This window comes from Bacillus thermozeamaize (genome assembly GCA_002159075.1).
Taxonomy (GTDB): Bacteria; Bacillota; Bacilli; order ZCTH02-B2; family ZCTH02-B2; genus Bacillus_BB; species Bacillus_BB thermozeamaize.
The window spans coordinates 106447-132120 of sequence record LZRT01000010.1 but is presented as its reverse complement, the minus strand read 5'-3'; the positions used below and the strand labels follow the sequence as shown (position 1 = coordinate 132120).

Below are 25674 nucleotides of genomic sequence, written 5' to 3'. Positions count from 1 at the left end.
AGCGACTTTTCTCCAACTCTTTTCGTTGCTGCTCATATTGCTTGATGTATTTTGCGACCGTTTTCCGATCGATGCCTGTGATTCTCGCGATTTCTCGTTGAGACTTCCCCTCCCGGTAGTGCATGATAAGGATGTTTTGCTTCTGGATCAATTGAATCATCTCTCCCCGCCCCCACATCGCTAATATTCGCTCTGTGAGGATTATCTGATAGGGTGGGGGATTTTTCAATGAGCGCAGTGGCGTAGTTTTAGGTTACCGTATACATCCCACAATTTGTAAAGGATGGTCCAGATGTATAGGTTTCGTACGCCAATCCTGTTTTCTTCCGCTTTTTTATTTGCTTTCTTCATTCTTTCGGTTGAACTCACCTATCTGTTTCGCCTCTGGTCAGGAAGTTCCTTGGAGATCCCATGGCTTTCCTTTTGCTACTCTCAAATCCGGGATCAGGTTTGGTTGCACTTGGGCATGAAACTGCTGATCTTGTTAGCGGTGATCTATACATTTTGGCAATGGATGGTTCGAAGTTGGCAACAGTGGTCTGCAACCCGCCGGATGATTCGTCGTCTTTATCCTATTCCGGCGAACATGCTGCCGCCAAGAGTTCGGCAAGCAGGGATTGGTTCCGTTTTTGGTCTTGAGGATTCACTGCCCGCAGCCTTTACCTTGGGCTTGATACGTCCGAAGATCGTCGTTACCTCCGGTTTATTGAAAGTATTGAATGAAGAAGAGCTGGAAGCGGTGTTACATCATGAGGCGTTCCATCAGAAACATCGGGATCCATTGAAAATGTGGATTGTTCAAACCTTAGCCCGGAGTATGCAATATTTGCCGGTAATCGGCGAACTGGTCAGAAGTTACCGGCTCCTTCGTGAGTTGATGGCGGATCAGTTCGTGATACAAAAAATGGGTTCTTCTCATGCGTTGGGTTCTGCCATTTTAAAGATGGTGAAAAAGCGGCAAGAGATGACGTGGATGAAGATGGGGATGACAGTAGCCCATTTTACCTCCTCACTCGATGTGCGCATTTTGCGATTGTTAGATTCGGGATATAGGGTTCGTTTTATCTGGGTGGGTAGGAAAGCTTTACTGTTTTCTGGACTGTTTTTGGTCATCATCGGAATGGCCAGTTGTACGTTAAGTTAAACAACATGGGAGGAGGGCAAGAAATGCTGACCTCGGAAGTAACCATCTGGCTGGCTTTTTTGGCAGGCGTGCTTTCTTTTGTTTCGCCTTGTATGTTACCGCTGTATCCATCATACCTGTCTTACATAACGGGTGTTTCCGTGGAACAGATTCAACAGGGCGGGGCGGGGATTTGGCGACAACGGCAGGCTATGCTCCATACCCTGAGCTTCACCCTTGGTTTTTCTGTGATCTTTTTTGCTTTAGGATTGTCGGCCAGCCTGATTGGCCAGTTATTTCTTCAGTATCAGACATGGCTGCAGATCATTGGTGGTGCGGTGATCGTTCTGATGGGGCTGCTGATGATGGGTTTATTTAACAACAGTTGGCTGATGCAAGAGCGTCGCTTTCAGTTTCGCAACCGACCGCTTGGATACATAGGTTCGATGCTGATTGGTGTCACCTTTGCTGCCGGTTGGACACCCTGTATCGGGCCGATTCTGACTGCGGTGCTGATGCTTGGCGCGACCAACCCTTCACAGGGTGTATGGATGATCGCGGTATATGTACTGGGGTTTGCCTTGCCCTTTTTCCTGATGTCCTTTTTCCTTGGCAAGTTGAAGGTGTTGCTCAGACATACACAGGCCTTGATGCGGATTGGCGGAGCGATGATGATCCTGGTCGGGATCTTGCTTATGACGGATCAAATGTCGCGAATTACAGTTTGGCTCATTCAATTGTATGGAGGTTTTTCAGGGTTCTAAATGGAGGGTCGGGTTTTTCCTGGTGTTCAATTTCTTGTTGACAGAAGCGAGGAGGGATGTGCGTGAAGTGGTGGCAGGGATTGATCTTACTGGGTTTGGTGGTGGGTGTGATCTGGGTGGCCGGTGAACGGCTGCAGTCCAACGAAGCAGGCCCTCAACAATGGCCCCAAGGTCCTGCCAGTGAGGACCATGCGCAAAGAAAAACAGATACGCAGGATGAGGCAGAGACATCTTCTGCCGGTCAGATAGAGGGAGGGGAAGGTCTGAAATTGGAGTTGGGTGAGGTGGACACGCGGCTTCCAAGAGATTTTGCGTGGGTCGAAGAGGGGCCTGCTGTCGGCAGTCAGGCGCCTGATTTTACATTACAGGGAATGGATGGACAAACCTATCCATTGCGTGAATTACGAGGACAGAAGCCGGTCGTGGTGAATTTCTGGGCCTCCTGGTGCCCGCCTTGTGAGCTGGAGGCGCCCGACCTGGTGTATTTGTACGGAAAATACAAAGAACAGATCGAAATTTTTGCGGTGAATTTGACGAACCAAGATACGATCGAGGGTGCCCGGGCGTTTGCTCAGCGACATGGATTTGCGTTTCCGGTTTTATTGGATCAGAAGGGGAGTGTTGCGCGAGATTACCAGGTGTTATCCATCCCGACCTCTTATTTCATCGACAAGGATGGGATCATCCGGCACAAGTTGATCGGGATCACGACACGGGGACGGCTGGAGGTGATGTTTCAGGAATTAATTGAACAAAGGTAATTCCGATTCTATGTAAAAGCCTGATACACCTGCACAAAAACTACCGTATCGCTCATCAACTATCATTTCGTGTTCTGTCCGCGGTACCGGCGGAAAGTTCTTGTTGGTCAAGTGGAATCACGGTTCAAGGAACTGGTTAGCAAGATTTGCGCTCAAAACGACTGGTTGATTCTTGCGATGGAAGTCATGCCGGATCATGTTCATTTGTTTCTCCATTGTCTTCCGACAGATTCGCCTTCCAGAATGATGGCGACGATCAAGGGATTCACATCCAGGCGACTGCGTGAAGAATTTCCGCATCTAAGAGACCTTCCCAGTCTATGGACGCGTTCCTTCTTTGTGAGTACCGCAGGAAACGTGTCCAGCGATACGATCCGCCGGTATGTCGAAGCCCAGAAGAAGCGCGGGTGAACGAGGTGCACAAAGCCTATTCCTTCCGTCTCTATCCGACAAAAGAACAGGAACAGCAAATTCGGCGCACCATCGGGTGCTGCCGATTTGTATATAACCACTTTCTCGCCCGCCGGAAAGATGCCTATGAACGGGATGGAACCACCCTGAACCAATACGCCTGTATGCGGGAATTGCCCGCGTTGAAAGAACAGTTCCCCTGGCTTCAAGAAGTGGATTCCACGGCCTTGCAACGGACGGTGGAAGAGCTGGACGACGCTTTTCAGAGGTTCTTCCGGGAGAAGAAAGGCTACCCGCGCTTCAAGAGCAAGAAACACCCGAAGCAGTCCTACACGTCCAAACGTAACGGCAAAGATAATGACAAAGCGACCATCCGTATCGAGGGCAACCGGATTCGACTCCCGAAGGTAGGATGGGTGAAGCTCGCCAAATCCAGGGAAGTGCAGGGACGCATTCTCTCGGCCACGGTGCGTCTGGCGCCTTCGGGTAAATTCTTCGTCTCTGTGTTGGTGGATACGGAGATTCAGCCGCTTTTGCCGTCCAACAACCGGGTTGGCATTGACCTGGGGCTGTTGGATTTCGCTGTGCTCAGTACCGGAGAGAAGATCCCGAACCCTCGACACCTTCGGACGCTCGAAGAGAAACTGAAACGCTGGCAGCGGATTCTTTCCCGGCGGAAGCCTGCAGGAAAGAACCGGGAGAAGGCCAGGTTAAAAGTGGCCCGGTTACACGAGAAGGTGCGCAACGCCCGGATGGATTTCCTGCACAAGCTGTCCACCCGGCTGATACGCGAGAACCAAGTGATCTGCCTGGAGGACCTGCGGGTGCATAACATGCAGAAGAATCACCGTCTGGCGAAAAGCATCGCCGACGCCAGTTGGTCAGAATTCCGGCGGCAGTTGGAGTACAAAGCAAAGTGGTACGGACGGCAAGTAGTGGTTGTGTCGCCTGATTTTCCGTCCAGCCAGCTTTGCTCTCGATGCGGGGCTCGAAACACGAAGACCAAGGACTTGTCTGTCCGACAGTGGACATGTCCGGCGTGCGGCGAAATCCACGACCGGGATGTCAACGCCGCAAGAAACATTCTGCAAGAAGGCTTGCGCTGTCTGTCCGCTTGAGCGGGCTCAACCGTGGGACACACGGGGATCGCTTGGTGCCGCAAGGCAGAACTCCCGGTTGCGGGAGTGCTCCCAAGAATCCCACGGCTTTAGCCGTGCGGAGTGTCAACCTTAGGGTTAACAAAGAAATCCAACCGGCCGACATTGAAGAAAATGGAACTTGCACTGCTAAAGATCTTATCCGAATTCTTTGCCGGCTCGAGAGTCTGGAGCCGGCCTTTTAATTTGCTTTGTCGAATTAAGCGTTAATCTTGACACAAAAGGGAACAGATGTGCCTATTGGTATGTAAATGAGACCCGCAGAACTGCAGTGATTTTCTAATTCAGCTTAACCACATTTGACAAAAAGATGGCGAATCAGTAACATATCTATAGGGGTATGGGTATTAAGAATAAACGAGACTTAAAATATGAACACTATAATACAGAGTTTGACAAGTGTCCAAGGAGGGACGATGATGCCGATTAAGGCTAATGCTGTCTTGGATTGCCAAGGTTTATCCTGCCCGATGCCGATTGTCAGGACAAAAAAAGCCATCGAAGAGATGGAGCCCGGTCAAGTTTTGGAAATCCGAGCGACGGACCGTGGCTCTCTTGCCGATTTGCAGGCTTGGGCAAAAAACACGGGGCATCATTATTTAGGAACTAGGGAAGAAGGAGATATTATGATTCATTATGTTCGTAAGGCTGATCCTCATGAAGTGAAGCCGGAAACGAAGTATCCCCATACTACCCAAAATGAAGAGCTCGCACAAAAGTTGGGCAACGAGAATATTACCGTACTTGATGTGCGTGAGCCAGCCGAATACGCCTTTGGCCACATTCCGGGTGCCAAGTCCATTCCCCTGGGTGAACTTGAAAACCGCCTGCATGAACTCAACCCCGATAAGGAAATTTACGTCATATGCCGTACGGGTAACCGCAGTGACATTGCTGCCAAAATCCTTGACGAGAAAGGGTTCAAACATGTCCGGAAGGTGATTCCCGGCATGTCACAGTGGACCGGACCTGTTGAGAAAGATGTGTAAATGATGAATCAAAAAAACATCTAAATATTACAATATCCAAAGGAGGATTTTGTTATGGGAAGAAAAGTGGCGATTATTGCTGCAAATGGCGGGTTGTTCGATGCCTATAAAGTATTCAATATTGCTACAGCCGCTGCTGCAACGGATGCTGAAGTAAGTATCTTTTTCACATTTGAAGGATTAAATTTGATTCACAAGGAGGCCCACAAACAGTTGCCAATGCCCGCAGGCAAAGAGCACATGCAAGAAGGGTTTGCCAAAGCCAACATCCCTTCGATCGAAGAGTTGGTTCAAATGGCCAAGGACATGGGTGTTCGTTTCATTGCTTGCCAAATGACCATGGATGTCATGAACCTTACAGAAAAAGACTTTATTGACGGGATTGAAGTGGGTGGCGCCGCCACGTTTCTCGATTTTGCCTATGATGCAGATGTTACGCTCACTTTTTAACAGGTGGAATACGGGCATACAACACAATTCTTTTCATCAAATCATAATTAAGGAGGATTGATGCATGAAGAGCGATAGAGTGGTGGATGCGACAGGCTTATCCTGTCCGATGCCGGTTGTCCGAAGCAAAAAAGCAATGGATGAAATGGAATCCGGACAAATCCTGGAAGTTCATGCCACTGATAAGGGCGCTGTAAAAGACATCCCCGCATGGGCCAAAACGGCAGGTCATGTATTGTTGAAGCAAGCTGAGGAAAATGGCCGATTCAAATTCTGGATCCAAAAAGCATGACCGGTAGAGATGAAAAGGGCATCCGAACAAAGGACTCGATCGGATGTCCTTCTCATAGGTTGACAATATACCCTATACAGTATATTATATAATTACCCAATGGGGTATATGTCGGATGTAAAATGAAGGAGGGTTATCGAAAAATGAGTGTCAGGGAAATGACATCTGCCGAAGTGGTGGATCGCATTTTAAGCAAAAAAGAATTGTTCATCGTGGATGTCCGCAACGCGGACGAGTATGCGGATTGGAAAATTGAAGGGGAAACAGTGACCTCCATTAACCTGCCTTATTTTGAATTGCTGGGTGGGGTTGAACCTTATCTGGATCGGATTCCAAAAGATCGTGAAGTGTTGGTGGTCTGCGCCAAAGAAGGCGCTTCGCGTATGGTAGCGGAAGAATTGACCAAAGCAGGTTATCAAACGGCTTACCTCAAGGGCGGTATGAAGGCTTGGAGCACTCATTTATATAAACGTTTGATTTACCAAGATGAGGACATCAAGGTGTACCAATTCGTCCGGGTGGGCAAGGGTTGTCTGTCGTACATGGTGATCTCCGGACGCGAAGCAATGGTTGTCGATCCGATTCGTTTTATCGATGAGTATATCCAAGTGGCTAAGGATGAAGGAGTAAGCATTACGCACATCGTAGATTCTCATTTGCACGCGGACCACATTTCCGGTGGCCTGGAGCTGAGCAAACGAACGGGAGCCACGTATTACCTGATGAAAAGCGAAGGTGCTATATTTGATTTTGAACCTTTGGAAAATCATGAACGAATTCGTTTTGAGAATGTAGAGGTGCAGGTGCTGGCCGTTAAAACGCCGGGCCACACACCAGGCAGTGTTTCCTTTTTTGTCAATGACAAGTTGCTGTTTTCCGGGGATACCATCTTTGTCAGTGGGCTGGGGCGCCCGGATCTGGGTGAAAAGGTTGAAGAATGGGCAGAAGATCTGTATCACACGATTTATGAGAAAGTGTCCGATATTGCCGATGACGTGCTAGTCCTACCAGCGCACTACGCCGACCTTGAAAAAGAGATGAATCAAGATGGCGTAATTGGTGAATATTTGGGCAAAATCCGGAAAGAAAACCTCATCATGCAAAATGTCACCAAAGAGGAATTCATCAAACATGTATCGAAATCGGCGGAATCGATTAAGCCGCCTAACTATAAAGAAATCGTCTCCATCAACAAAGGATTGGTATTTAAAACAGAAGAAGAAATGACCGAACTGGAAATCGGTCCAAACCGCTGCGCCGTCCACCACACGGCCTAGCGCAAGTAAAAGAGCTGATAGGCGTATTTTCTATCAGCTCTTTTTTCGTATTCGATGGTTTGAGTTATGGCTTTTGAATGTTGAAACGGGCTTGTAACAGCCTTTCAGCCTGCGGAAAAGACAGCCCCAACTGCCAGCCTCCCATGCCAGCAATGCCATATTCTGTCACTAATCGGTACTTGCTCCAGATGCTACGGGCGTCCTCAAACCAAACTTCATGTATCTGTCCATTTTTTTCCGTATAAAAAAAGTAGGGAGATCGCGAAGCGAAATCATAATGAATGGGACTGCCCAATGTGGCAGCTTTGTTGATGGCGTTTTGTTGCGCATAGGCACGTCCTTCAAATTTTCCTCCCTTCAAGTGGGTCCAATCATACGCGTACATGGCAATCCCTAGGTAGATTTTGTTTTTGGGAATCGCTTTGACGGCGTAGTCTAACGTTGATCGAACTTGTTGTATGGGAGCGATTGGTCCGGGAGCTCCTCCCAGCCAATGCCAGTCGTATGTCATGATAAAAATAGAATCGGCGATTTGCCCCAGTTTTTTATAATCGTATGCGTCGTTGTATTGGGGGTAATGATCGGCTTGCTTCGGCGGTACGGCAACGGAAATCAAGAAACCGGAAGGCTTTAATTTTTTGGCCAGCTCTTCCATGAATTGACTGAATGCTTGCCGATCCGCAGGAGCAACCCCTTCAAAGTCAATGTTTACCCCTTTATAATCGTGTTCCCGCAAAACCCGTCCAATGTTTTGAATCAACTGTTTTCGCTTGGCCGGGTTGGTCAAAAGGTGATGGGCCAAATCCCGATCAAATCCTTTTTCGCTCAAATTGGTGACAACGGCAAAGGGGATGGAGTGTTTTATCCATGTTTTTTAATGATATGATCTGCGTACAAACTACTGAGATTGCCATTCCAATCCGGATGGTATTCAAATACACCCACTTGCGTTACAAGAGATTGGTAACGATCAACCGTTGCAAGATCGGCCTCACGTCCCCGGGGAACGATATATCCACCGGTCATGATTGACCTGTGTGGAATTTGAGGGATTTTTATTTTGGTTCCGGGGGAGATATTTTGTGGATCTTTAATTTTATTTTCTTGGGCCAATTGCCAAACAGGGACAGCGTGACGGATGGCAATGTCCCACAGGGATTCACCTGCTGTCACCATGTAGGTGTTGCCGGGTATCAAGAGTGGTTGGCCCGGTACCAATTGATCCAGGGTCAAGCCGTTTAATCTTTTAATCGTTTGAATGGGTTGGCCGTATCGTTTTCCAATCGACCACAGGGTGTCGCCAGGTTTGATTTCGTGGATGACAAATGATTTAGGACTTGCTTGCGCGAATGGACAATGGGTGAAGGCTGATATGATCGATATCATCAGCAAAAGGATTATTGTTCTTTTTGTCATCTGTTGCATGCTTATCCCCTTTTTTGACATTTTTTTTATTTTGTCCAAGGAAACTGAAAATATGTAGCTTAGAATCTTTACAAAACTACCGCAAAACGCTTCCTTTCGGAGAAAGGAATCCCATATAAAGAGGTCGACTTGACGGTTGAAGTTCAGAAACAGGAAACGGTCTATCGCGCTACAGGCATGCTGGCAGTACCGCAACTAAACGTAAACGGCCATTGGACTATTGGCTTCAACCCTGGCCAGATCATGCGTTGTTTGAAGAAGTAAGGGTGGGTCATTGACCCTATCTTTTTTTATTTCTTGACAATATACCCATACGGGTATATATTTATCTTATGATTCTTTGACTATTTGATGTCTAAAAAAATGAGGTGAATTAGATTGGATTGGTTGCAATATGTCCTTCTGGGGCTCGTTGTCCTGTGGCTTTTTTTACGCTTGAAACCTGTGCCGGGGGTGCAAAATATCAATGCGGAGACATTGCGAGAGAAGATGGGGAAGGGGGGAAAAATCAAAATCGTGGATGTCAGGGAACCTTATGAATTTCAATCGGGACATATCCAAGGCGCTGTCAATATTCCGCTTGGCCGTATTGCCTTTGTGGCGCGGAAAGAATTGTCACCAGACGAAGAAATCGTATTGGTCTGCCGTTCTGGAAACAGAAGCATGCAGGCTGCCCGTAAATTGAGCAGGATGGGTTATCGAAGGTTGTACAATTTGTCCGGAGGAATGATGATGTGGAAATAGTTAAGCTTGAAAGGAAGATCAGCTATGACATGGGGATTGGCGTTGACGGTATTTTTAATCGGTTTTATCGGGTCTTTTATTTCGGGCATGGTTGGAATCGGTGGTTCCATTATCAAATATCCGATGTTGCTGTACATTCCTCCCCTACTCGGCTTTGCCGCGTATAGTGCCCATGAAGTTTCGGGCATTAGCGCGGTTCAAGTATTGTTCGCTGCGTTGGGTGGCATTTGGGTGTTCCGAAAAGGAGGTTATTTGAACAAAAGTTTGATTTTTTATATGGGTGTCAGCATTTTGCTTGGCAGCTTCGTCGGAAGTTATGGATCGAAGTTTTTGTCTGGCGAGCAAATCAATGTTGTCTATGCATTTCTCGCATCGGTCGCCGCCATCATGATGTTCGTGCCAAAGAAGGAAGGGCTGGATGAAGTCCCGCCCGAACAAGTCACTTTTAACAAATTGATTGCCGCAAGTTCAGCGTTTTTGATTGGAGCACTGGCCGGTATTGTCGGCGCGGCAGGAGCTTTTATCCTCGTTCCTGTGATGTTAGTCATTTTAAAAATTCCGACCAGAGTGGCCATAGCCACCTCTTTGGCCATTACGTTCATTTCCTCGATTGGTTCGACAGTAGGAAAAATCGCTACCGGTCAAGTCTTGTTCTGGCCTGCTGTGATCATGGTTGTTGCCAGCCTGCTTGGTTCGCCCCTCGGGGCTCATGTGAGTAAAATTGTCAATACGAAGTTTTTACAAGCCATTCTTTCCATTCTGATCCTCGCCACAGCGGTCAACATTTGGTGGTCTATTCTAAACTGAGTGTAGGGGGCAGGGGTAGAGGATTGCATATCTCATGTGCATGATGAGAATTGGTATTCTTCGACTTGACGTTTATGACTTATATTAACCTGCCGGATGTATTACGATACAGGTGAGATCCATCTGCTGGAGACTGGGGAACGGAAAACAGTAACAACCTCAGCGGACAGCCGAGATCGTTCTTTTTAATGGATTAATCACAATATTAAAATTATTTTTATATCTTTTTTAATGTTTCCCTCAAGCGAACCGACACAACAAGTCCTGCCAATAGAGGGATGAATGCGACGAATCCAATTGCCCAGGCAACATTCAAAATGTCTGCTAATATACCAGCGATTAAGGCTCCAAACGCGTATCCACTGTCACGCCACAGCCGATAAACCCCCATTGCGGAAGCGCGCCAGTCAGGATGCACCACGTCACTAATCGCGGCTTGCAATGTGGGATAAACCATCGCGGTTCCGAGACCCAAAAGGATGACATTGACGAGCCACATGATGTAAGAATTTGAAAAAAGAATGCACCAAATGGAAAATGCTTGTATCCACATCCCGAAAGCGATCATCCATTTACGCCCCATGCGGTCACTGAGCGCACCTGTAAACAATTGAAAAAACCCCCATGCTGCCGGATAAAGGGATACGATGATCCCGATTTCACTTACCGATAGTCCGGTTTCCGAAAAGAAAAGCGGGAACAAGCCCCATGCCATGCCGTCTTTTAAATTGGTGGAAAGTCCGGCAAAACTGCAACTGGAAAGCGATTTGTCTGCCCAAGTCGTTTGTCTGAACACTTGTTTTGTGGACATCTTCAATTCAGCAGCCGGCTGTTTTTGTTGCATGGCCTGAAGCTTGAGATAGGCATCCGTGTCTTTGACAAAAAACGATAATCCTAGCCCGACGAAAGCCAGAACCAGCCCCAAATAAAACGGTTCGGGACGTAGGGAGTAAACAGAGGCAATATAACCGGAAACCATTGCGGTTAAAGCGACCCCGGTATAACCTGCAAACTCGTTGAGGCCAATCGCCAGTCCTCTTTGATCAGGTTTAACCAAATCCACTTTCATGTTGACCGTCATCGACCATGTAAGACCTTGGTTGAGTCCAAGGAGAATATTCCCCAGAACGATCCACCACCAGGAATTGGCCCAGATCACGAGCAAAGGAACAAAGAGCCCAAAGATCCAGCCGATGATGAGCACCTGTTTGCGTCCGATGCGATCCGCAAGGCGGCCCGCAAAAAAGTTGACAATGGCTTTTGCAAATCCAAAACTAATGATGAACGAAAGGGCGGCACTGGCAGATGCCAAACCAAAAATTTGTTCACCGATCAGAGGCAGTACGGTTCTTTCCAATCCGACCATCGATCCTACAAACAGATTGACGATGACCAGAAGGATAAAGGGAATGCTGTTTTCCTTTAGTCCGATACTGATTGGATCCTTTTTTCCTGCATTTTTCATGTACATCACCCATGTTTTCCATTGCCTGAAGTCTGGGAATTTGAAATAAAACCCCAAGTGATCCTTGGGGTTAACGCTTCAGCAAACCCATATTGGTCTTTCGATACACATCAAATCCCTCTGGCCGTGGAGGCAGATCCTGCAGCATGAAATGAACAAAATCGTTTTTGTCTTGGATTTGAAGGGCTTTATTGAACTTTTTTTCAAAACCGATTGTGGAAAAGACCTTTCCACTCAATGCACGCCCTCAAGGCGATCCTGCGTATGCACCAGGAAGAATTTCAATATAATCAGGCAGCTTTAATAATTTATTGAATAAACTGTCATACAAGGCCCGGGCTCCATCTTCAGCCTGAGAAGCTAATTCTGTGCGGCCCACATCCCCCGCCATCAAGGTATGGCCGGTAATCAAAAACCAAGGTTCGGGACCTCTTGCATGGTCCGTTACCAAAAGGCAAATATGCTCAGGAGTGTGCCCCGGTGTAAACATTACTTGAATTTCCACATTACCCAATATGATCTTGTCTCCGTCATCCACTTTTGTGAAGTGATATTGTGCAGGAGTATCTTTATACATGATCAGTTTTGCATTCGTAGCTTCAGCCAGTTCCCTTGCAACCGAAAAGTGGTCAGCATGAACGTGAGTGTCAAACACGTGGGTAATGTTCATGCCAACTTTTTTTGCTTCTTCGATATAAAAATCAACATCCCCCAGTGGATCCACCACTGCGCCTAAGGCTTTCCTCCCTCAGCCGAACAGATATGAAATAGCCACAGGATCCTGATGCAAAAATTGGCGCAAAATCATGATTTCGAACTCTCCTTTGGTTGTGTTTCATTTTTTATTATTACCCAAAACGAACGATGCGAAAAATGCATATATCGAATTTCATCATGCATATTTGTTATCATTGTTGTTATAATAAAAAAGCAGCCTCACATGGGCTGCGTTGAGATGCCATTTGCTTTATTTTGCCACACGGAGTGGTGTTTCGTCCTCAGGGAGGATTTCGCCAATTTCTGCGAACGCTAAACATTTCTCTTTCTTTAACTCCGATATAAGCGCTCCTTTTTTTTCAGGAGGAACCGCCATCAGCAAACCGCCCGAAGTTTGTGCGTCGTAGAGAAGCCACTTGACTGTGTCCGAAATGTTGGAGTCCCAATCAATCTTGTCTTCAAGCATACGCCGGTTATTCTTCGTGCCGCTTGAAATGGCTCCCTTCTCAATGAAGTCTAAAGCTTCCGGGATATAAGGAATACTGGAAAACCGGATCTCGGCGGATACTGAACTGGCGGTCACCATTTCATAAAGATGCCCCAACAAACCAAATCCGGTGACATCTGTACATGAATGGACTCCAACCTTCATCATTGCTGCGGAGGCTCCTTGATTCAGGGCCGTCATAATTTCCAACACTTTTTCTTCCAAAAGAGGGGTGGTCAGTTGCAGATCGATTCCTGTCGTCACTGCACCAATTCCGATCGGCTTTGTCAAGACGAGTATATCGCCTGGTTTTGCTCCTTTTTTCGTGACATATTGTTCCGAATCAATATAACCGGTTACGCACAGACCGTATTTAGGGGCATGGTCTTCATACGAATGCCCTCCTATAATGGATACTCCCGCTTCACTTAGCTTATCCGCACCGCCCTGCAATATTTCTTGCATCATGCGCATAGGCAACGTATGGATTGGAAAGCCAATGATATTCAAGGCGAAACAGGGGACTCCCCCCATTGCATAAATATCACTCAATGCATTTGCGGCGGCCACTTGGCCAAATGCGTAAGGATCGTTCACGAAAGGCTGATATAGTCTATGGTTTGAACCAGCGATTGTTGTCCCTGGGGTTTCACAATGGCGGCATCATCACCGATGCCCACGATGACATCTTGATGATCCTGATGGGAAATTGAGCGCAAAACTTGCGCAAGATCGGATGGACCGATTTTACAAGCTCAGCCCGCTCCGGGAGAGAGGGAGGTCAGTCGTACATCCGGTTCCAAGTTCATGTTTTTTCCCCCTAATTTACATTTGAAACTTCGCTTGATTATAAAGGAATTATAATTGAATAGTATGGAAAAATCATTAAATGTACAATGATACAGTTTGGTATGATTCATGATTCAAGGGTGTGTTATCGGTGGACTTTTATCAGCTGCATACATTTTATCATGTTGCAAAGCACATGAATTTTACTCGTGCTGCTGAAGAACTGAACATCAGCCAGCCTGCCGTCTCACGTCAAATTGAATCTTTAGAACAGTTTTTTGGGCTTAAGTTGTTTCACCGGGCAGGACGAAATATTGAGCTCACAGACGCAGGCAAGATTTTGTTTAATATGAGTGAGCAAATTTTGTCTCTGGTAGAAAAAACGAAGTCTGTGATGGTGGGAATGAAAAATCTGGAAACAGGTTCGCTGCGGATTGGTGCGAGCACTACGATTGGGAATTACTTTATTGCTCCTGCCATCATGAAATTCTCGGAGCGATATCCTGGGATTCAGATCAGTCTTGACGTTCAATCGAGTGAGGAGATCCTGCATAAACTGAAACAACACACACTGGATATTGCTGTTTGTGCAGGTCCCATATCAACCGGCAGTTTCTTTGTCGAGCCGTTTTTGCGGGATGAATTGGTTCTGGTTGTTCCGCCTAAACACCGGCTCGCCAAAAAAGAACATGTTACCCTAAAGGATCTGGCAAACGAAAAATTGATCCTTCGCAGTCGAGGTTCGAACACCCGATTTACAATAGAACGCCATTTTCAACAACATCAAATGAAGCTCCCGCCCACGATCGAATTAAATTCTACGGAAGCGATCAAGCAAGCGGTTATTTCCGGTGCAGGGATCAGTTTTCTTTCGAAACGAACGATCGAGTTGGAAGTGAAATGCGGTGCGATAGTTGTGATTGACGGGGAAGAATTAAGACCCTCCCGCCAATTTCATATTGTTCATCCAAAAGGAATTTATCCTTCTCCGGCCGTTCTCATGTTTACATCCTATTTAAAAAAGGTGGCCGTGTAAGATGTCAGGGAAAAATCAATGAGATATGAAAAAACGTCATATCTTGTATGTCGTCACGAACTACTTGGTGGAACGGAAAGTGGAAGTGTTTTGTTTGCGGGTTTTGGGATGGTTGTTGAGGTGACGATGAGCTTGTGGAAGCGTTGGGAATGCGCGGCATCAGCAAAAGCGAGGTGTCGCGCATCTGCAAGGAACTGGACGAGGTGGTGCTTCATTTCAAGGAACGGCCGCTGGATGGGGCTTACCCTTATGTCTGGCTGGATGCGACGTTTCCCAAGGTGCGCGAAGGCGGACGGGTGCGTAACATGGCCCTGGTTTTGGCGATTGGTGTACGCGACAACGGAGAACGGGAAGTGCTGGGGTTTGACATTGGGCTTAGCGAGGATGGTGCGTTCTGGACCGACTTTTTACGCCGATTGGTGGCGCGAGGATTGCGCGGCGTGGAGCTGGTCATCAGCGATGCGCACGAAGGGCTGAAACAAGCGATTGAACAAGTGCTGACGGGGGCGACCTGGCAACGCTGCCGCCGCGTGCATGTCATGCGTAATATCCTCAGCCAGGTGCCGAAAACGTCGCAAGGGATGGTGTCGGCGATCATCCGGACAATTTTCGCTCAACCGTCTTACGAGGCGGCCAAAAGCCAGTTGCAGCGTGTGGTGGACGAACTGTCCGCGATTCGGTGATACGACTGGTCGGAGCCATTCTTCTGGAACAGCAGGACGAATGGTCTGTTGGCCGCCGATATTTCAGCCTGGAGTCCATGAGACAACTAACCGGCAAAACTACCGAATTGCCTGCGCCATCGCCTGCTTTCCAGGAATAATATCGCCTTTCTGTCTCTATAGCAGAATTTCCACCACTTGACGGGACACTATCATTTTTTGCCAGGGGAGACCATTGTGCCGCAGGAAGTAACCTGCGACAATCCCACCGGGGTCAAAACTCCGCGAATTACTGCGGTGCAATTGCAGTGCCGCATTCGTCCCCAAGGGCTGGTCAACCCCATCGCACCGGGGACGCAGTTGGCAGCCATCGATTTCGAAGGAGCCACCGCCTGGTTGACGTGGAATCAACATCCGGTGGCCGAGCGCAACGGCGGAACAGGTGGAACAAGTGTTGTTCAAAACGTTGGCTCCCTATGGCATTCAAGCGGTCAAATGGCGAGTCGGAAAACAAGATGAATGAGGGCATCGGGCTTAGACCGCATGGCCGGGAAAGGAGGCGTTGTGCATGGTTGTCGTCTACACCACATCCAGCTGTGGCTGGTGCAGATTGGCCAAACAGTATCTCGATCAAAAGGGCGTTTCTTACGAAGAGGTGGACATTGCACAAAATCCCGCACGCATGGCAGAGTTGGTCTTCAAGAGCAGCCAAACGGGCGTGCCAGTCATCGACGTCAACGGCACAATCGTTGTGGGGTACAACCCTAGCGCCCTGGAACGTGCGTTGGAACAAATTTCGCAATAAATGGCCCTCGCGATGCAAAACCTGCCGGTGGAAAAAGGATAATAGGAGCACCCCGATGATACGCAATGATGCTGCGGGTCATTTTTAGATTACCGGAATCGATCTGTCCTCGGAAATGCTGGCCAAAGCACGGGAAAAAGCACAGCAGGAAGATCTTGCAATCCATTGGATTCAAGCGGACATTAACCGGCTTCCTTTTGACCGTGAAACGTTCGATCTTGTGATTGGCAATATTGTTTTGGAATTTGTTGAGAATCCTGAGAAAGTCGTTGCGGAAGCGCTGCGGGTATTAAAAAAAGACGGACGATTGACGGACGATTGACGATTGACGGACGATTGATGATCGGATTGATCAACAAAGAAAGTTACTGGGGAAGAACTGCCCCGAAAATATGGGGTTCAAGTTCACAAAAACAAAAAAACACCCACCTAAGCCATCTGAGATGGCTATTTATGGAAATTTGATGGTTTTTAGTTGCTTATGCACCTTGTTCAATCTCTGCTAGCTGAAAGCCTATTTTCATTCCTCGTGGTGCAGCTTGCGGCATGGAAGTCTCAAGCGGGCGAAGTGAAAACCAAGAAAGGAGCAGTTGGTGAAGAAAGAGGCTGCGCCCTAGTGATGCGATTATCGACTTTAAGCCCAGTAGTGAAATGTCAAGGGAGTGGTTGAAGAAAATTGGGAATGGATTTGGGAAATAGTTGCAAAGTAATCGTCAAACGAGGCCGGTGGCTATCGGCTTTCCGGGCACGCCAAATAGACCCACCGCATCTGCTCGATGGGGCCTGCTCTTCAGTTCAATGTTTAGTGGCGCCGGATGGCCATCGGCGGACAGAGTCCGGCAGATCAGGCAACCATGGCAACAGTCTATCCAAGATATCGGCATCGTTCGTATCCACGTTGCAATCGTTCAAACAGATACCGAAGATATTCGTATGGATTCAGCCCGTTTTCCTTACCGGCAGGGATAGGAGTGCATCGTCAAATTTCCTCCTGGCGTGCGCCCAGCACCCCACCAAGGTCACGTCCGCCAGTCCGTTGTACCCCGCATACCCGTCCACATGCAGGTATCCTTTAGATCCGGCCAGAAACGCCTTCGGATGTTCCGCCGCTCGAGTCCTCTGGTACTCGTACAGCACGATGGGCGGACTGTAGCGTCCGGTGCGGTACAGCCATAGGTACGACGTCGTCTCTGCGGCTCGCCCCGGCTCCCGCAACACCTGCAGGGTGGTCTCGTCCGCTCCGTGTCGACGGCCTTGCGCTCCGGATGATGTTTGCCTTTGAGAACCGCTAGGACCATGAGTCCTTCCCTCACCGTTTCCATGACGTCGAGAAGAGACAGATGGATGGTCAACGGCTGAGAGGCGTCGAGTGCCGAAAACAGGCTCTGGTCATTTCGCACAATCTGGTGTAACTTTGATTTTATAGGTAGCGTTCTCCTTTCTTCGTCGTTTCCGATCCCGTCACCAGACGGGTTCAGGCGACCGTCACCTTCAAATTTCTACGAAACCTGGGATAACGCGCCTACTGGCAGGGAGAGGTGCTCGCTATAAATGAGGATCGAAGACACCCGCCCACAGGCCGTGGCACCATCCTGGGCGGCATAGACCGTGAGGAGTGGCATAAGGCGCAGGAGGCGTTCCTACATGATCCCGGAGTCCAGGTGTTGGTTGCAACCGACACGGCGGGCGAGGGAATCAACCTTCAGCGTGCGCACCTCATGATGAACGACGACCTGCCGTGGAACCGGAGCCGCATCGAGCGGTGCTTCGGCCACATCCACCGCACCGGACAGCCCGTCCGGTTCTCCGAAGTCCATGCCAACGGCAACGACACCGGGGGCAAGGCTAGGAGTGACATTTTGAAATGGGGCCAGGAATCCAACTGCGCCCACCTGGCAGCTCTGGAAGAAGAACGTGGTTATCCGCGGAATGGACACCGGAGTGTCCGCGGCGACCCGTTTCACCATGATGCCTTCCAAGACTTGAAGGCCGACTACATCCCTATCCAATCTGCCCTTTAACATGGGCGATTGGGGCGGCGAGGGCTTCCGGGAAGACAAGCGCCGGAAGTGTGGCTTGCCGTCACGAGAAAGTATGCGACTTCTGTGGAGGAAATTTGACATGGAGAACGGCCAACTGACCTGGATCACGAACTTTATCTGGGGCATCGCTGACGACGTGTTGCGCGATCTCTATGTGCGCGGCAAGTACCGCGATGTCATTCTCCCGATGACCGTTATCCGCAGGCTGGATGCGGTGCTGGAGCCCACCAAGCAGGCGGTGCTCGATATGAAGGCGTCCCTTGACAAGGCGGGCATAACGAACCAGGACGCCGCCTTGCGCAGGGCGGCCGGACAGGCGTTTTACAACACCTCGCCGTTCACCTTGCGCGATCTCAAGACGCGTGCCAGCCGCCAGCAACTGGAGGCGGATTTTCGTGCCTACCTCGATGGCTTCTCGCCCAACGTGCAGGAGATCATCGACAACTTCGAGTTCCGCAACCAAATCCCCCGCCTGGCCAAAGCCGACGCCCTGGGCACCCTGATCGAGAAGTTCCTCGACCCCTCGATCAACTTGAGCCCGCAGCCGGTCCTGGGCAGCGATGGCAGCGTGCGCCTGCCGGGCCTCGATAACCACGCCATGGGCACCATTTTCGAGGAGCTGGTGCGCCGCTTCAACGAGGAGAACAACGAGGAGGCCGGTGAGCACTGGACGCCGCGCGACGCCGTGAGGCTGATGGCCCATCTGGTCTTCGAGCCGATCGCCGACCGGATCGAATCCGGCACGTACCTTCTCTATGACGGCGCCTGCGGCACGGGCGGAATGCTCACAGTGGCCGAGGAAACCCTGTTGCAGCTGGCGAAAGAACGCGGCAAACAGGTCTCGGTGCACCTTTTCGGCCAGGAGATCAACGCCGAGACCTACGCCATATGCAAAGCCGACCTGCTGCTCAAGGGTGAGGGTGACGCCGCCGACAACATCGTCGGCGGACCGGAGCACTCGACGCTCTCCAACGACGCCTTCCCCGGCCACGAATTCGACTTCATGCTCTCGAACCCGCCCTACGGGAAAAGTTGGAAGAGTGACATGGAGCGCATGGGCGGCAAGGCGGGCATCAAGGATCCCCGTTTCGTCGTGCAACACCGGGGCGAGGAGCTGTCGCTCATCACTCGCTCGAGTGACGGCCAGATGATGTTCCTGGTGAACATGCTCTCCAAGATGAAGCACGATACCCCGCTCGGCAGTCGCATCGCCGAGGTGCACAACGGCTCGTCGCTGTTTACGGGGGACGCCGGCCAGGGCGAAAGCAACATCCGCCGCTGGATCATCGAGAACGACTGGCTTGAGGCGATCGTCGCCCTGCCGCTGAACATGTTCTACAACACCGGCATTGCCACCTACGTCTGGGTGCTCACGAACAGAAAGCCCGGGCACCGCAAAGGCCGCGTGCAGCTCATCGATGCCACCCAGTGGTACAAGCCCCTGCGCAAGAACCTGGGCAAGAAGAACTGTGAGCTGTCCGAAGAGGACATCCGTCGCGTCCTCGACACCTTCCTCAAATTTGAGGAGACCGAGCAGTCCAAGATCTTCCCCAACGCGGCCTTCGGCTACTGGAAGGTGACGGTGGAACGCCCCCTGCGCCTGAAAGGCATCGACCCCGAGCGCGCCTACACCGCCAAGGAGATCAAGGCGCTTCGGGAAACGGCCGAGAGGGCCGAGGACGCACCGCCGGTGATCAAAAAGATTCACAAACCCGGCACCGCGCCCGACCCGCTGCACGGGCTGTTTGAGGTTGTCATCGCCGGCAAGCCCCGCGTGGTGGAGTATGAACCGGACACGGAGCTGCGCGACAACGAGCAGATCCCGTTCCTCGAGTGCCCGGCCTGCCATGAGCCCGGCTACCTGCCGGGGCCGGAAGACCGGCGTGCGGCCATCGAGACCTTCCTGCGGCGCGAGGTGCTGCCCTACGCGCCGGACGCCTGGTACGACCCGGCGAGCGTCAAGGTCGGCTACGAGATTAACTTCAACCGCTACTTCTACAAGCCAAAGGCCCTGCGCACTCTGGAGGAGATCCGCGCGGATCTGTTGGCGGTGGAGAAGGCGTCCGAGGGGTTGTTGGAGGAAATTTTGGGGGGAGAACAAGTTGAGCACGATTCCACCATTTGATAGAGCCCAGATTGAAGCACTTGCGCGCTTTCTAGGTGAATGCGGCACTGGAAGTGAGATTTCCAGAGTGCTTCAGGATCGAGGACTGGTTGACCATTCTGGCGAATCCACGAAGTGGCGGCGCCTTTACTGGATATTTCAACATTACCAGTATGAGTACAAGTGTGCCAATCACGTGCTTGATTTTATACGCGCATTTCTTGCCCCGGCGCGATTCGTTGATCGGCCCGAGAAGTTCGAGGAGCACCGACAAGATCTCAACAAGATCTTGGTTTTCTCTGGACTGGAGTACGGGCCCGATGGGCAGTTCCGACAAGTGAAGGCAGTGACGACACTGGATGAGGCAGAAAAACGTGTTCAGACCATCCGAGCGAAGTTAAAAGGCCGTAGTGTCCACCCAGAGGTCTTAAAGTATTGCCGAACTGAACTGATGCAGGACAACTACTTCCACGCCGTGTTCGAAGCAACGAAAGGACTTGCCCAACGTATCCGGGACATGACGGGCGTTCAGTTGGACGGCGCCGCACTCATTGACCATGTTTTCGCCATCGACCGACCCCTGCTCGCTCTGAATTCGCTCCGAACAGAAAGCGAGAAGTCAGAGCACAAGGGATTCGCGTTGCTGCTGAAAGGTTGCTTTGGTGCAATCCGAAACCCACGGGCTCATGAGCCAAAGATTCTGTGGAAAGGAGAAGACGACGCTGTAGACTATCTTACACTCCTCTCTTTGTTGCATCGCAAGCTGGATGATGCCGCGCTAGTTCGTGAAGGAGGCCAGCCATGATACGCACCCTGACTGCCTACCCCGCCTACAAAGACTCCGGCGTATCCTGGTTGGGTGAGGTACCGGCGCATTGGAAGGTGCGGCGGCTTAAACGGATTGCAAGACTCAACCCTAGTAAGTCCGAAGTTCCATGTATGATGCGGGACGGTCGAGCCGTATTCCTACCCATGGACCGCGTGGGATCGGACGGACGATTTGATGCATCGGAGGTACGGCCCATTTCGGAACTGTGGAACGGGTTTACTTACTTTCGGCGGGGCGACGTTATTGTCGCGAAAATCACGCCGTGCTTTGAGAACGGTAAGGGTGCTTGCCTTGAGAATCTACCGACAACTCTCGGGTTCGGTTCGACCGAATTTCACGTCATCCGGCCGTCCAAGGCGATTGTTTCAGCCTATCTTTATCGCGTCACTACGCTTTCAGAATTCCGGCGGCTTGGTGCCGACGAGATGACTGGCGCGGCTGGACAACAGCGTGTGCCTGTCGATTTTATAGCGAATTTCCCGATCCCATTTCCTCCCCTTACCGAACAAACCGCCATCGTCCGCTTCCTTGACTATGTGGACCGGCGGATCCGGCGGGTGATCCGGGCTCGGAAAAAACGCATCAACTTGCTGGAGGAATACAAGCAGGCCCTCATCCACCAGGCCGTCACCGGGAGTATCGATGTCCGCACGGGTAAGCCCTACCCCGCCTACAAGGACTCCGGCGTGGAGTGGCTGGGCGAGGTGCCGGCGCATTGGGAGGTTGTGCCTCTGAAGCGATTAGCCTGGTTCAAGAGCGGCGCGGGCTTTCCGGTTCATTACCAAGGTGATACGAGCGCAGAGATTCCATTCTTCAAGGTCTCCGACATGAATATCCCGGGCAACGAGAAGTATCTTCATGTTTGCGCTAACACGGTTTCGATGACCGTTGCGCAGGACCTCGGAGCGACCGTGTTGCCAGCAGGGACGATTGTGTTTCCAAAGGTGGGCGGCGCACTCTTAACGAACAAACGACGCATCGCTGCAAACCAATGTTGCATTGATAACAATATGATGGGGTGCGTTGCGCGGAACGGCAATCGAGACTTCTTGTTCTTAATAATGAGCTACATCGACCTCGGGCAGATTGCGAAACCAGGGCCAGTACCTGCTATTAGCGAAGGGGAAGTGCGGGAGATACGAGTTGCCCTGCCCTCGGCGCCCGAACAAACCGCCATCGTCGAATACCTTGACGCCCAGACGGCCAAGATCGATGCCGCCATTGCCGCCGCCCGCCGCGAAATGGAGCTGCTGCGCGAGTACCGCGAGCGGCTGATCTCCGATGTGGTCACCGGCAAGGTGGATGTGCGCGAGGTTGCAGCGCGGCTGCCGGAGGAGCCAGACGAAGAAGACGCCCCCTGGATGGACGATGAGGAGAGAGCGCAAGGCGAGACCTTGAATGGAGAGGATGATCACGCTGCTATATCAGAGGAGGATGAATAATGGATATCATGTATATTCAGAACATTACCTTGTCAAATCTCAGGATAGGGGGAAACGCTGGTTGCAAGATAGATTTCCCCTAAACAAATTCTCAAACGGAGGACGAACATGAATAAAATCAACTTCACACGCGGTATCAATGGAAAGCCCGCCGCCACCCAGTTGCTCGAGCAAGCGCTCGGCGCCATCGAGGGGCTCTCGGGAGAGTGCTTTTTTGGTTACCCATTGATCGCAACGCCGGAAGGGAGGTATTTCGTCGATGCGACGTTGGTGAGCCGCGAAAAGGGTGTCGTCCTCTTCGACCTGGTTGAAGGTACGGATGTAGGCGACTATGCGGCGCGGCAGGATGATCTTGCCAACAAGATCGAAGCCAAGCTGAAGCTACACAAGGAGCTGGTCAAAGGGCGACGTCTGATCCCGCCGTTAAACGTCATCACCTTTGCACCTGCCATCGACGCCGTCGAGAGGTTGGCCAAAGAGGACTATCCGCTCGCCAACGAAAGGAACCTCGCAAAAATCCTTTCGGCCTTTTCTTGGCAAGATAGCTCGGACGACCTGTATCGAATGACACTTTCGGCCATCGAGAGTTTGTCGTCGATCCGCAAAAGTCGCTCCAAGCGCGAGGTGAGAAAGCCTGATTCGCGAGGCGGAAAGCTCAAGAAAATAGAGGACTCGATTGCCACGCTTGATCATCGGCAAAACCGGGCCGTCATTGAAACAGTCGAGGGCGTGCAGCGCATTCGTGGTCTGGCCGGTTCCGGCAAGACCATCGTACTGGCTCTCAAGGCCGCATATCTCCACACCCAGTATCCTGATTGGCGGATTGCCGTTACCTTCCACACTCGTTCGCTGAAGGGACAATTCAAGCGGCTCATCAACAATTTCTGTGTCGAGCAAAGTGGCGAGGAGCCGGATTGGACAAAGATACGAATAGTCAACGCGTGGGGCGCGCCCGGTGGTGATGAGCGTGACGGAATTTATTACGAGTTCTGCCGCGTCACAGGGCAGGAGTTCCATGATTTCAGGTCCGCCAGCTATCGATTCGGTGGCGGCGATAGGGCGTTCGATGGGGCTTGCCAAGCAGCCTTGAGTGCGGTTGCTAATCCCCCAGAGCTCTACGACGCGATCCTGGTTGACGAAGCACAAGACTTTGCCCCGAGCTTTCTGCGCTTGTGCTACGCGATGCTCAAGCCGCCGAAGCGGCTCGTTTATGCCTACGACGAACTCCAGAATCTATCGGGGACCTCACTGCCGCCACCTGAAGAGATTTTTGGTACAGACACTGCAGGGCAGCCAGTTGTTTCCCTTGAGGGCGACCCGCGCCGGGACGTGATCTTACAGAAGTGCTACCGCAACTCGCGGCCCGTGTTGGTGACGGCCCACGCCCTCGGCTTCGGCATCTACCGTGAGCCGCCAAAAGACTCCCAGACGGGGTTGGTACAGATGTTCGACCAACCTGCTTTGTGGGAAGAAATCGGATACAGGGTGCGAGAGGGACGTTTGGCTAAGGGAGAGCACGTCGTCCTCGAACGAACCGACGAGACCAGCCCCAGGTTTCTAGAGGACCATTCCCCGATCGACGATCTCGTCGTTTTTCTGCAGTTCGGTGACGAAGCCGAACAGAACGCGTGGTTGGTCGAGCAGATCAAGAAAAACGTTGAAAAAGACGAACTGCGGCATGATGACATTATTGTTATCCATCCTGACCCTCTCACTGCCCGAGAGCGATTGGGGCCGATCCGTAAGGCATTGTTCGAGATGGGTATCCAGAACCATCTCGCGGGCGTCGACACAGATCCCGACGTGTTCTTTAAGACCGAGACACCTTCCGTGACATTCACCAGTATTTACCGGGCCAAAGGTAACGAGGCGGGCATGGTCTATGTGGTCAATGCGCAAGACTGCGATGGCACTGGGGTGGGGTTGGCCAGCATACGTAATCGCTTGTTTACTGCCATCACCCGCAGCAAAGCCTGGGTACGGGTAATCGGCTACGGGCAGGGGATGGCTAATCTTATTCGCGAGTTCGAGCGTTTAAAACAACGCAACTTTAGACTCGACTTCACGTACCCGACCGATGAGGTCCTTAAAAAACTGAGGATCGTGCACCGCGACCTATCGCCGCATGAAAAGCAGCGCTTAGAGCAAAGGCAGACTGGTGCTCGCGAGTTAGTAAATGCCTTGGAGCGAGGCGAAATCACACCGGATGACTTGGATGCCGAAATCAAGCAAAAACTGATTAAGCTGCTCGGAGGTGGCAAATGATGAAGCCTCCTAAGAAGGCGGAGACTATCAAGCGCGACTTGGAAGGACTGCTCACATCATTGATAGAGCGCGGGATCGCAGATGATCAGAACTTTCCGGTGCTGCGCCCTGCATCGAACAATGTATGGGAGGTTACTTTCGCCGGCGCCGAGCATGTGTCGATTGCGATGGGTGATATCGATTACGCAGCAATCTATAAAGAACTTTCGGAGAAGCGCTCTTATACTGCAAAACTGATCGACGGTGGACTGTTGCAACTGATGTACCGCTTTGAAGACGAGCGCCTCGTCCGGCATCGCTTGGCATACTACCCTTCACCTGAACTTCGGCCTTTCCAGGAAGACCCCGAATCGTACCTGCATGATGAACTGTTCCTCGACATCGTATCTAGACGCATCGTTCCTTTCCCTCTGCGATTCGACTTCGATGAAACGGCTGCTCGGGATGTCGTTCATCCCATGTGTCATCTCACTTTGGGAGATGTCAAAGGCTGTCGCATTCCCGTTTCGGCACCGCTGACCCCACGCTGGTTCGTCGATTTCGTCCTGCGGAATTTCTATCTAACTGATAGATACGATTTCGTCAGTAAATTACCCAATCATAGACTGTACTTTGATCCGACCATAACGGCGAACGAGCGTCGTTTGATCCATATGGTCGTTCCGATGGAGGCTTGTTGATGGCAATGGATATTGGGTAATGCATATTGGAAAAAGGAAACATGACCGGAAGGAATCTTGGCACATCCAAAGCATGGGTCAAACAGCCTATATGTCGACGGGCAAATACACAACTATACGCAAGTGGAAGTATCTCGAGCAATACAGTTAG

General features: G+C 50.7%; 23 protein-coding genes and 4 pseudogenes. 22 read left to right on the top strand and 5 right to left on the bottom strand.

Going from position 1 to position 25674, the window contains the following annotated elements:
• Positions 1 to 292 precede the first annotated feature (292 nt).
• From BAA01_07640 to BAA01_07600, 9 genes are all read left to right on the top strand, one after another.
• A complete protein-coding gene (locus BAA01_07640) occupies positions 293 to 1144 on the top strand; it encodes a hypothetical protein (GenBank protein OUM90834.1) in 852 nt (283 codons plus the stop codon).
• Positions 1145 to 1167: 23 nt separating this feature from the next.
• Entirely contained in the window at positions 1168 to 1887 is a 720-nt protein-coding gene (locus tag BAA01_07635; protein ID OUM90833.1) for a cytochrome C biogenesis protein CcdA, read from the top strand.
• 62 nt (positions 1888 to 1949) lie between these two features.
• Entirely contained in the window at positions 1950 to 2648 is a 699-nt protein-coding gene (locus tag BAA01_07630; protein ID OUM90832.1) for a hypothetical protein, read from the top strand.
• A 54-nt stretch (positions 2649 to 2702) separates the two neighbouring features.
• The gene (locus BAA01_07625; GenBank protein OUM90831.1) at positions 2703 to 3059 is read left to right on the top strand and encodes a transposase; all 357 of its coding nucleotides are present in this window, start codon (positions 2703 to 2705) and stop codon (positions 3057 to 3059) included.
• Between the two features lie 5 nt (positions 3060 to 3064).
• Positions 3065 to 4177, top strand: a complete 1113-nt coding sequence (locus tag BAA01_07620) for a transposase (protein ID OUM90847.1) — start codon at positions 3065 to 3067, stop codon at positions 4175 to 4177.
• A 458-nt stretch (positions 4178 to 4635) separates the two neighbouring features.
• On the top strand, positions 4636 to 5205 hold the full coding sequence (locus tag BAA01_07615; protein OUM90830.1) for a hypothetical protein: 570 nt from the start codon (positions 4636 to 4638) through the stop codon (positions 5203 to 5205).
• A 54-nt stretch (positions 5206 to 5259) separates the two neighbouring features.
• Entirely contained in the window at positions 5260 to 5655 is a 396-nt protein-coding gene (locus BAA01_07610; GenBank protein OUM90829.1) for a sulfur reduction protein DsrE, read from the top strand.
• Between the two features lie 64 nt (positions 5656 to 5719).
• Positions 5720 to 5947, top strand: a complete 228-nt coding sequence (locus BAA01_07605; GenBank protein ID OUM90828.1) for a hypothetical protein — start codon at positions 5720 to 5722, stop codon at positions 5945 to 5947.
• 143 nt (positions 5948 to 6090) lie between these two features.
• Positions 6091 to 7224: a hypothetical protein gene (locus BAA01_07600; GenBank protein OUM90827.1), complete on the top strand. Its 1134-nt coding sequence runs from the start codon at positions 6091 to 6093 to the stop codon at positions 7222 to 7224.
• 64 nt (positions 7225 to 7288) lie between these two features.
• Here BAA01_07600 and BAA01_07595 read toward each other — a convergent pair.
• A pseudogene (locus tag BAA01_07595) lies at positions 7289 to 8544 on the bottom strand (hypothetical protein).
• A 483-nt stretch (positions 8545 to 9027) separates the two neighbouring features.
• Between BAA01_07595 and BAA01_07590 the strand changes: the two are divergent.
• Together BAA01_07590 and BAA01_07585 are read left to right on the top strand one after the other, a co-directional pair.
• Positions 9028 to 9393, top strand: coding sequence for a hypothetical protein (locus BAA01_07590; GenBank protein OUM90826.1), 366 nt, complete (start codon positions 9028 to 9030; stop codon positions 9391 to 9393).
• A gap of 24 nt (positions 9394 to 9417) precedes the next feature.
• The gene (locus tag BAA01_07585) at positions 9418 to 10200 is read left to right on the top strand and encodes a hypothetical protein (protein ID OUM90825.1); all 783 of its coding nucleotides are present in this window, start codon (positions 9418 to 9420) and stop codon (positions 10198 to 10200) included.
• Positions 10201 to 10417: 217 nt separating this feature from the next.
• Here the strand turns inward: BAA01_07585 and BAA01_07580 are convergent, their stop codons facing one another.
• The 3 genes and pseudogenes from BAA01_07580 to BAA01_07570 form a co-directional block, all read right to left on the bottom strand.
• Positions 10418 to 11665: an MFS transporter gene (locus tag BAA01_07580; GenBank protein ID OUM90846.1), complete on the bottom strand. Its 1248-nt coding sequence runs from the start codon at positions 11663 to 11665 to the stop codon at positions 10418 to 10420.
• A gap of 70 nt (positions 11666 to 11735) precedes the next feature.
• A pseudogene (locus BAA01_07575) lies at positions 11736 to 12389 on the bottom strand (MBL fold metallo-hydrolase).
• A gap of 243 nt (positions 12390 to 12632) precedes the next feature.
• Positions 12633 to 13615: pseudogene (locus BAA01_07570) on the bottom strand (selenide, water dikinase SelD).
• Between the two features lie 194 nt (positions 13616 to 13809).
• Between BAA01_07570 and BAA01_07565 the strand changes: the two are divergent.
• The 5 genes and pseudogenes from BAA01_07565 to BAA01_07545 all read left to right on the top strand — a co-directional run bounded on the left by BAA01_07565 (position 13810) and on the right by BAA01_07545 (position 16483).
• Positions 13810 to 14694: a hypothetical protein gene (locus tag BAA01_07565; protein OUM90824.1), complete on the top strand. Its 885-nt coding sequence runs from the start codon at positions 13810 to 13812 to the stop codon at positions 14692 to 14694.
• A 125-nt stretch (positions 14695 to 14819) separates the two neighbouring features.
• A pseudogene (locus BAA01_07560) lies at positions 14820 to 15362 on the top strand (transposase).
• A gap of 231 nt (positions 15363 to 15593) precedes the next feature.
• Entirely contained in the window at positions 15594 to 15875 is a 282-nt protein-coding gene (locus BAA01_07555; protein OUM90823.1) for a hypothetical protein, read from the top strand.
• 49 nt (positions 15876 to 15924) lie between these two features.
• Complete coding sequence (locus BAA01_07550) at positions 15925 to 16161, top strand: NrdH-redoxin (GenBank protein OUM90822.1); 237 nt, start codon at positions 15925 to 15927, stop codon at positions 16159 to 16161.
• Between the two features lie 115 nt (positions 16162 to 16276).
• Entirely contained in the window at positions 16277 to 16483 is a 207-nt protein-coding gene (locus BAA01_07545) for a hypothetical protein (protein OUM90821.1), read from the top strand.
• Between the two features lie 617 nt (positions 16484 to 17100).
• Here BAA01_07545 and BAA01_07540 read toward each other — a convergent pair.
• Positions 17101 to 17376: a hypothetical protein gene (locus BAA01_07540; protein OUM90820.1), complete on the bottom strand. Its 276-nt coding sequence runs from the start codon at positions 17374 to 17376 to the stop codon at positions 17101 to 17103.
• A 323-nt stretch (positions 17377 to 17699) separates the two neighbouring features.
• On the opposite strand from BAA01_07540, the gene BAA01_07535 reads away from it, so the two are divergent.
• The 6 genes from BAA01_07535 (at position 17700) to BAA01_07510 (ending at position 25523) form a co-directional block, all read left to right on the top strand.
• Positions 17700 to 18182 carry a hypothetical protein gene (locus tag BAA01_07535; protein ID OUM90819.1) on the top strand — a complete coding sequence of 161 codons (483 nt, stop codon included), beginning with the start codon at positions 17700 to 17702 and terminating at the stop codon, positions 18180 to 18182.
• A 100-nt stretch (positions 18183 to 18282) separates the two neighbouring features.
• Entirely contained in the window at positions 18283 to 20328 is a 2046-nt protein-coding gene (locus BAA01_07530; protein ID OUM90818.1) for a restriction endonuclease subunit S, read from the top strand.
• On the top strand, positions 20306 to 21112 hold the full coding sequence (locus BAA01_07525) for a TIGR02391 family protein (GenBank protein OUM90817.1): 807 nt from the start codon (positions 20306 to 20308) through the stop codon (positions 21110 to 21112). The genes BAA01_07530 and BAA01_07525 overlap by 23 nt, the downstream gene beginning before the upstream one ends.
• Positions 21109 to 22578 (top strand): hypothetical protein, encoded by a 1470-nt coding sequence (locus BAA01_07520; protein ID OUM90816.1) that lies wholly within the window; start codon positions 21109 to 21111, stop codon positions 22576 to 22578. Before BAA01_07525 ends, BAA01_07520 begins: the two co-directional genes overlap by 4 nt.
• A 108-nt stretch (positions 22579 to 22686) precedes the next feature.
• Positions 22687 to 24843, top strand: a complete 2157-nt coding sequence (locus tag BAA01_07515) for a helicase (GenBank protein OUM90815.1) — start codon at positions 22687 to 22689, stop codon at positions 24841 to 24843.
• Positions 24840 to 25523 (top strand): hypothetical protein, encoded by a 684-nt coding sequence (locus BAA01_07510; protein OUM90814.1) that lies wholly within the window; start codon positions 24840 to 24842, stop codon positions 25521 to 25523. Before BAA01_07515 ends, BAA01_07510 begins: the two co-directional genes overlap by 4 nt.
• The last annotated feature ends 151 nt before the right edge of the window (positions 25524 to 25674 follow it).

Coding starts and splice junctions, on each gene's coding strand:
- BAA01_07640 (OUM90834.1), top strand. CDS start 293: ATGTATAGGTTTCGTACGCCAATCCTGTTTTCTTCCGCTTTTTTATTT.
- BAA01_07635 (OUM90833.1), top strand. CDS start 1,168: ATGCTGACCTCGGAAGTAACCATCTGGCTGGCTTTTTTGGCAGGCGTG.
- BAA01_07615 (OUM90830.1), top strand. CDS start 4,636: ATGCCGATTAAGGCTAATGCTGTCTTGGATTGCCAAGGTTTATCCTGC.
- BAA01_07610 (OUM90829.1), top strand. CDS start 5,260: ATGGGAAGAAAAGTGGCGATTATTGCTGCAAATGGCGGGTTGTTCGAT.
- BAA01_07605 (OUM90828.1), top strand. CDS start 5,720: ATGAAGAGCGATAGAGTGGTGGATGCGACAGGCTTATCCTGTCCGATG.
- BAA01_07600 (OUM90827.1), top strand. CDS start 6,091: ATGAGTGTCAGGGAAATGACATCTGCCGAAGTGGTGGATCGCATTTTA.
- BAA01_07585 (OUM90825.1), top strand. CDS start 9,418: ATGACATGGGGATTGGCGTTGACGGTATTTTTAATCGGTTTTATCGGG.
- BAA01_07580 (OUM90846.1), bottom strand. CDS start 11,665: ATGAAAAATGCAGGAAAAAAGGATCCAATCAGTATCGGACTAAAGGAA.
- BAA01_07550 (OUM90822.1), top strand. CDS start 15,925: ATGGTTGTCGTCTACACCACATCCAGCTGTGGCTGGTGCAGATTGGCC.
- BAA01_07545 (OUM90821.1), top strand. CDS start 16,277: ATGCTGGCCAAAGCACGGGAAAAAGCACAGCAGGAAGATCTTGCAATC.
- BAA01_07530 (OUM90818.1), top strand. CDS start 18,283: ATGGAGAACGGCCAACTGACCTGGATCACGAACTTTATCTGGGGCATC.
- BAA01_07520 (OUM90816.1), top strand. CDS start 21,109: ATGATACGCACCCTGACTGCCTACCCCGCCTACAAAGACTCCGGCGTA.
- BAA01_07515 (OUM90815.1), top strand. CDS start 22,687: ATGAATAAAATCAACTTCACACGCGGTATCAATGGAAAGCCCGCCGCC.
- BAA01_07510 (OUM90814.1), top strand. CDS start 24,840: ATGATGAAGCCTCCTAAGAAGGCGGAGACTATCAAGCGCGACTTGGAA.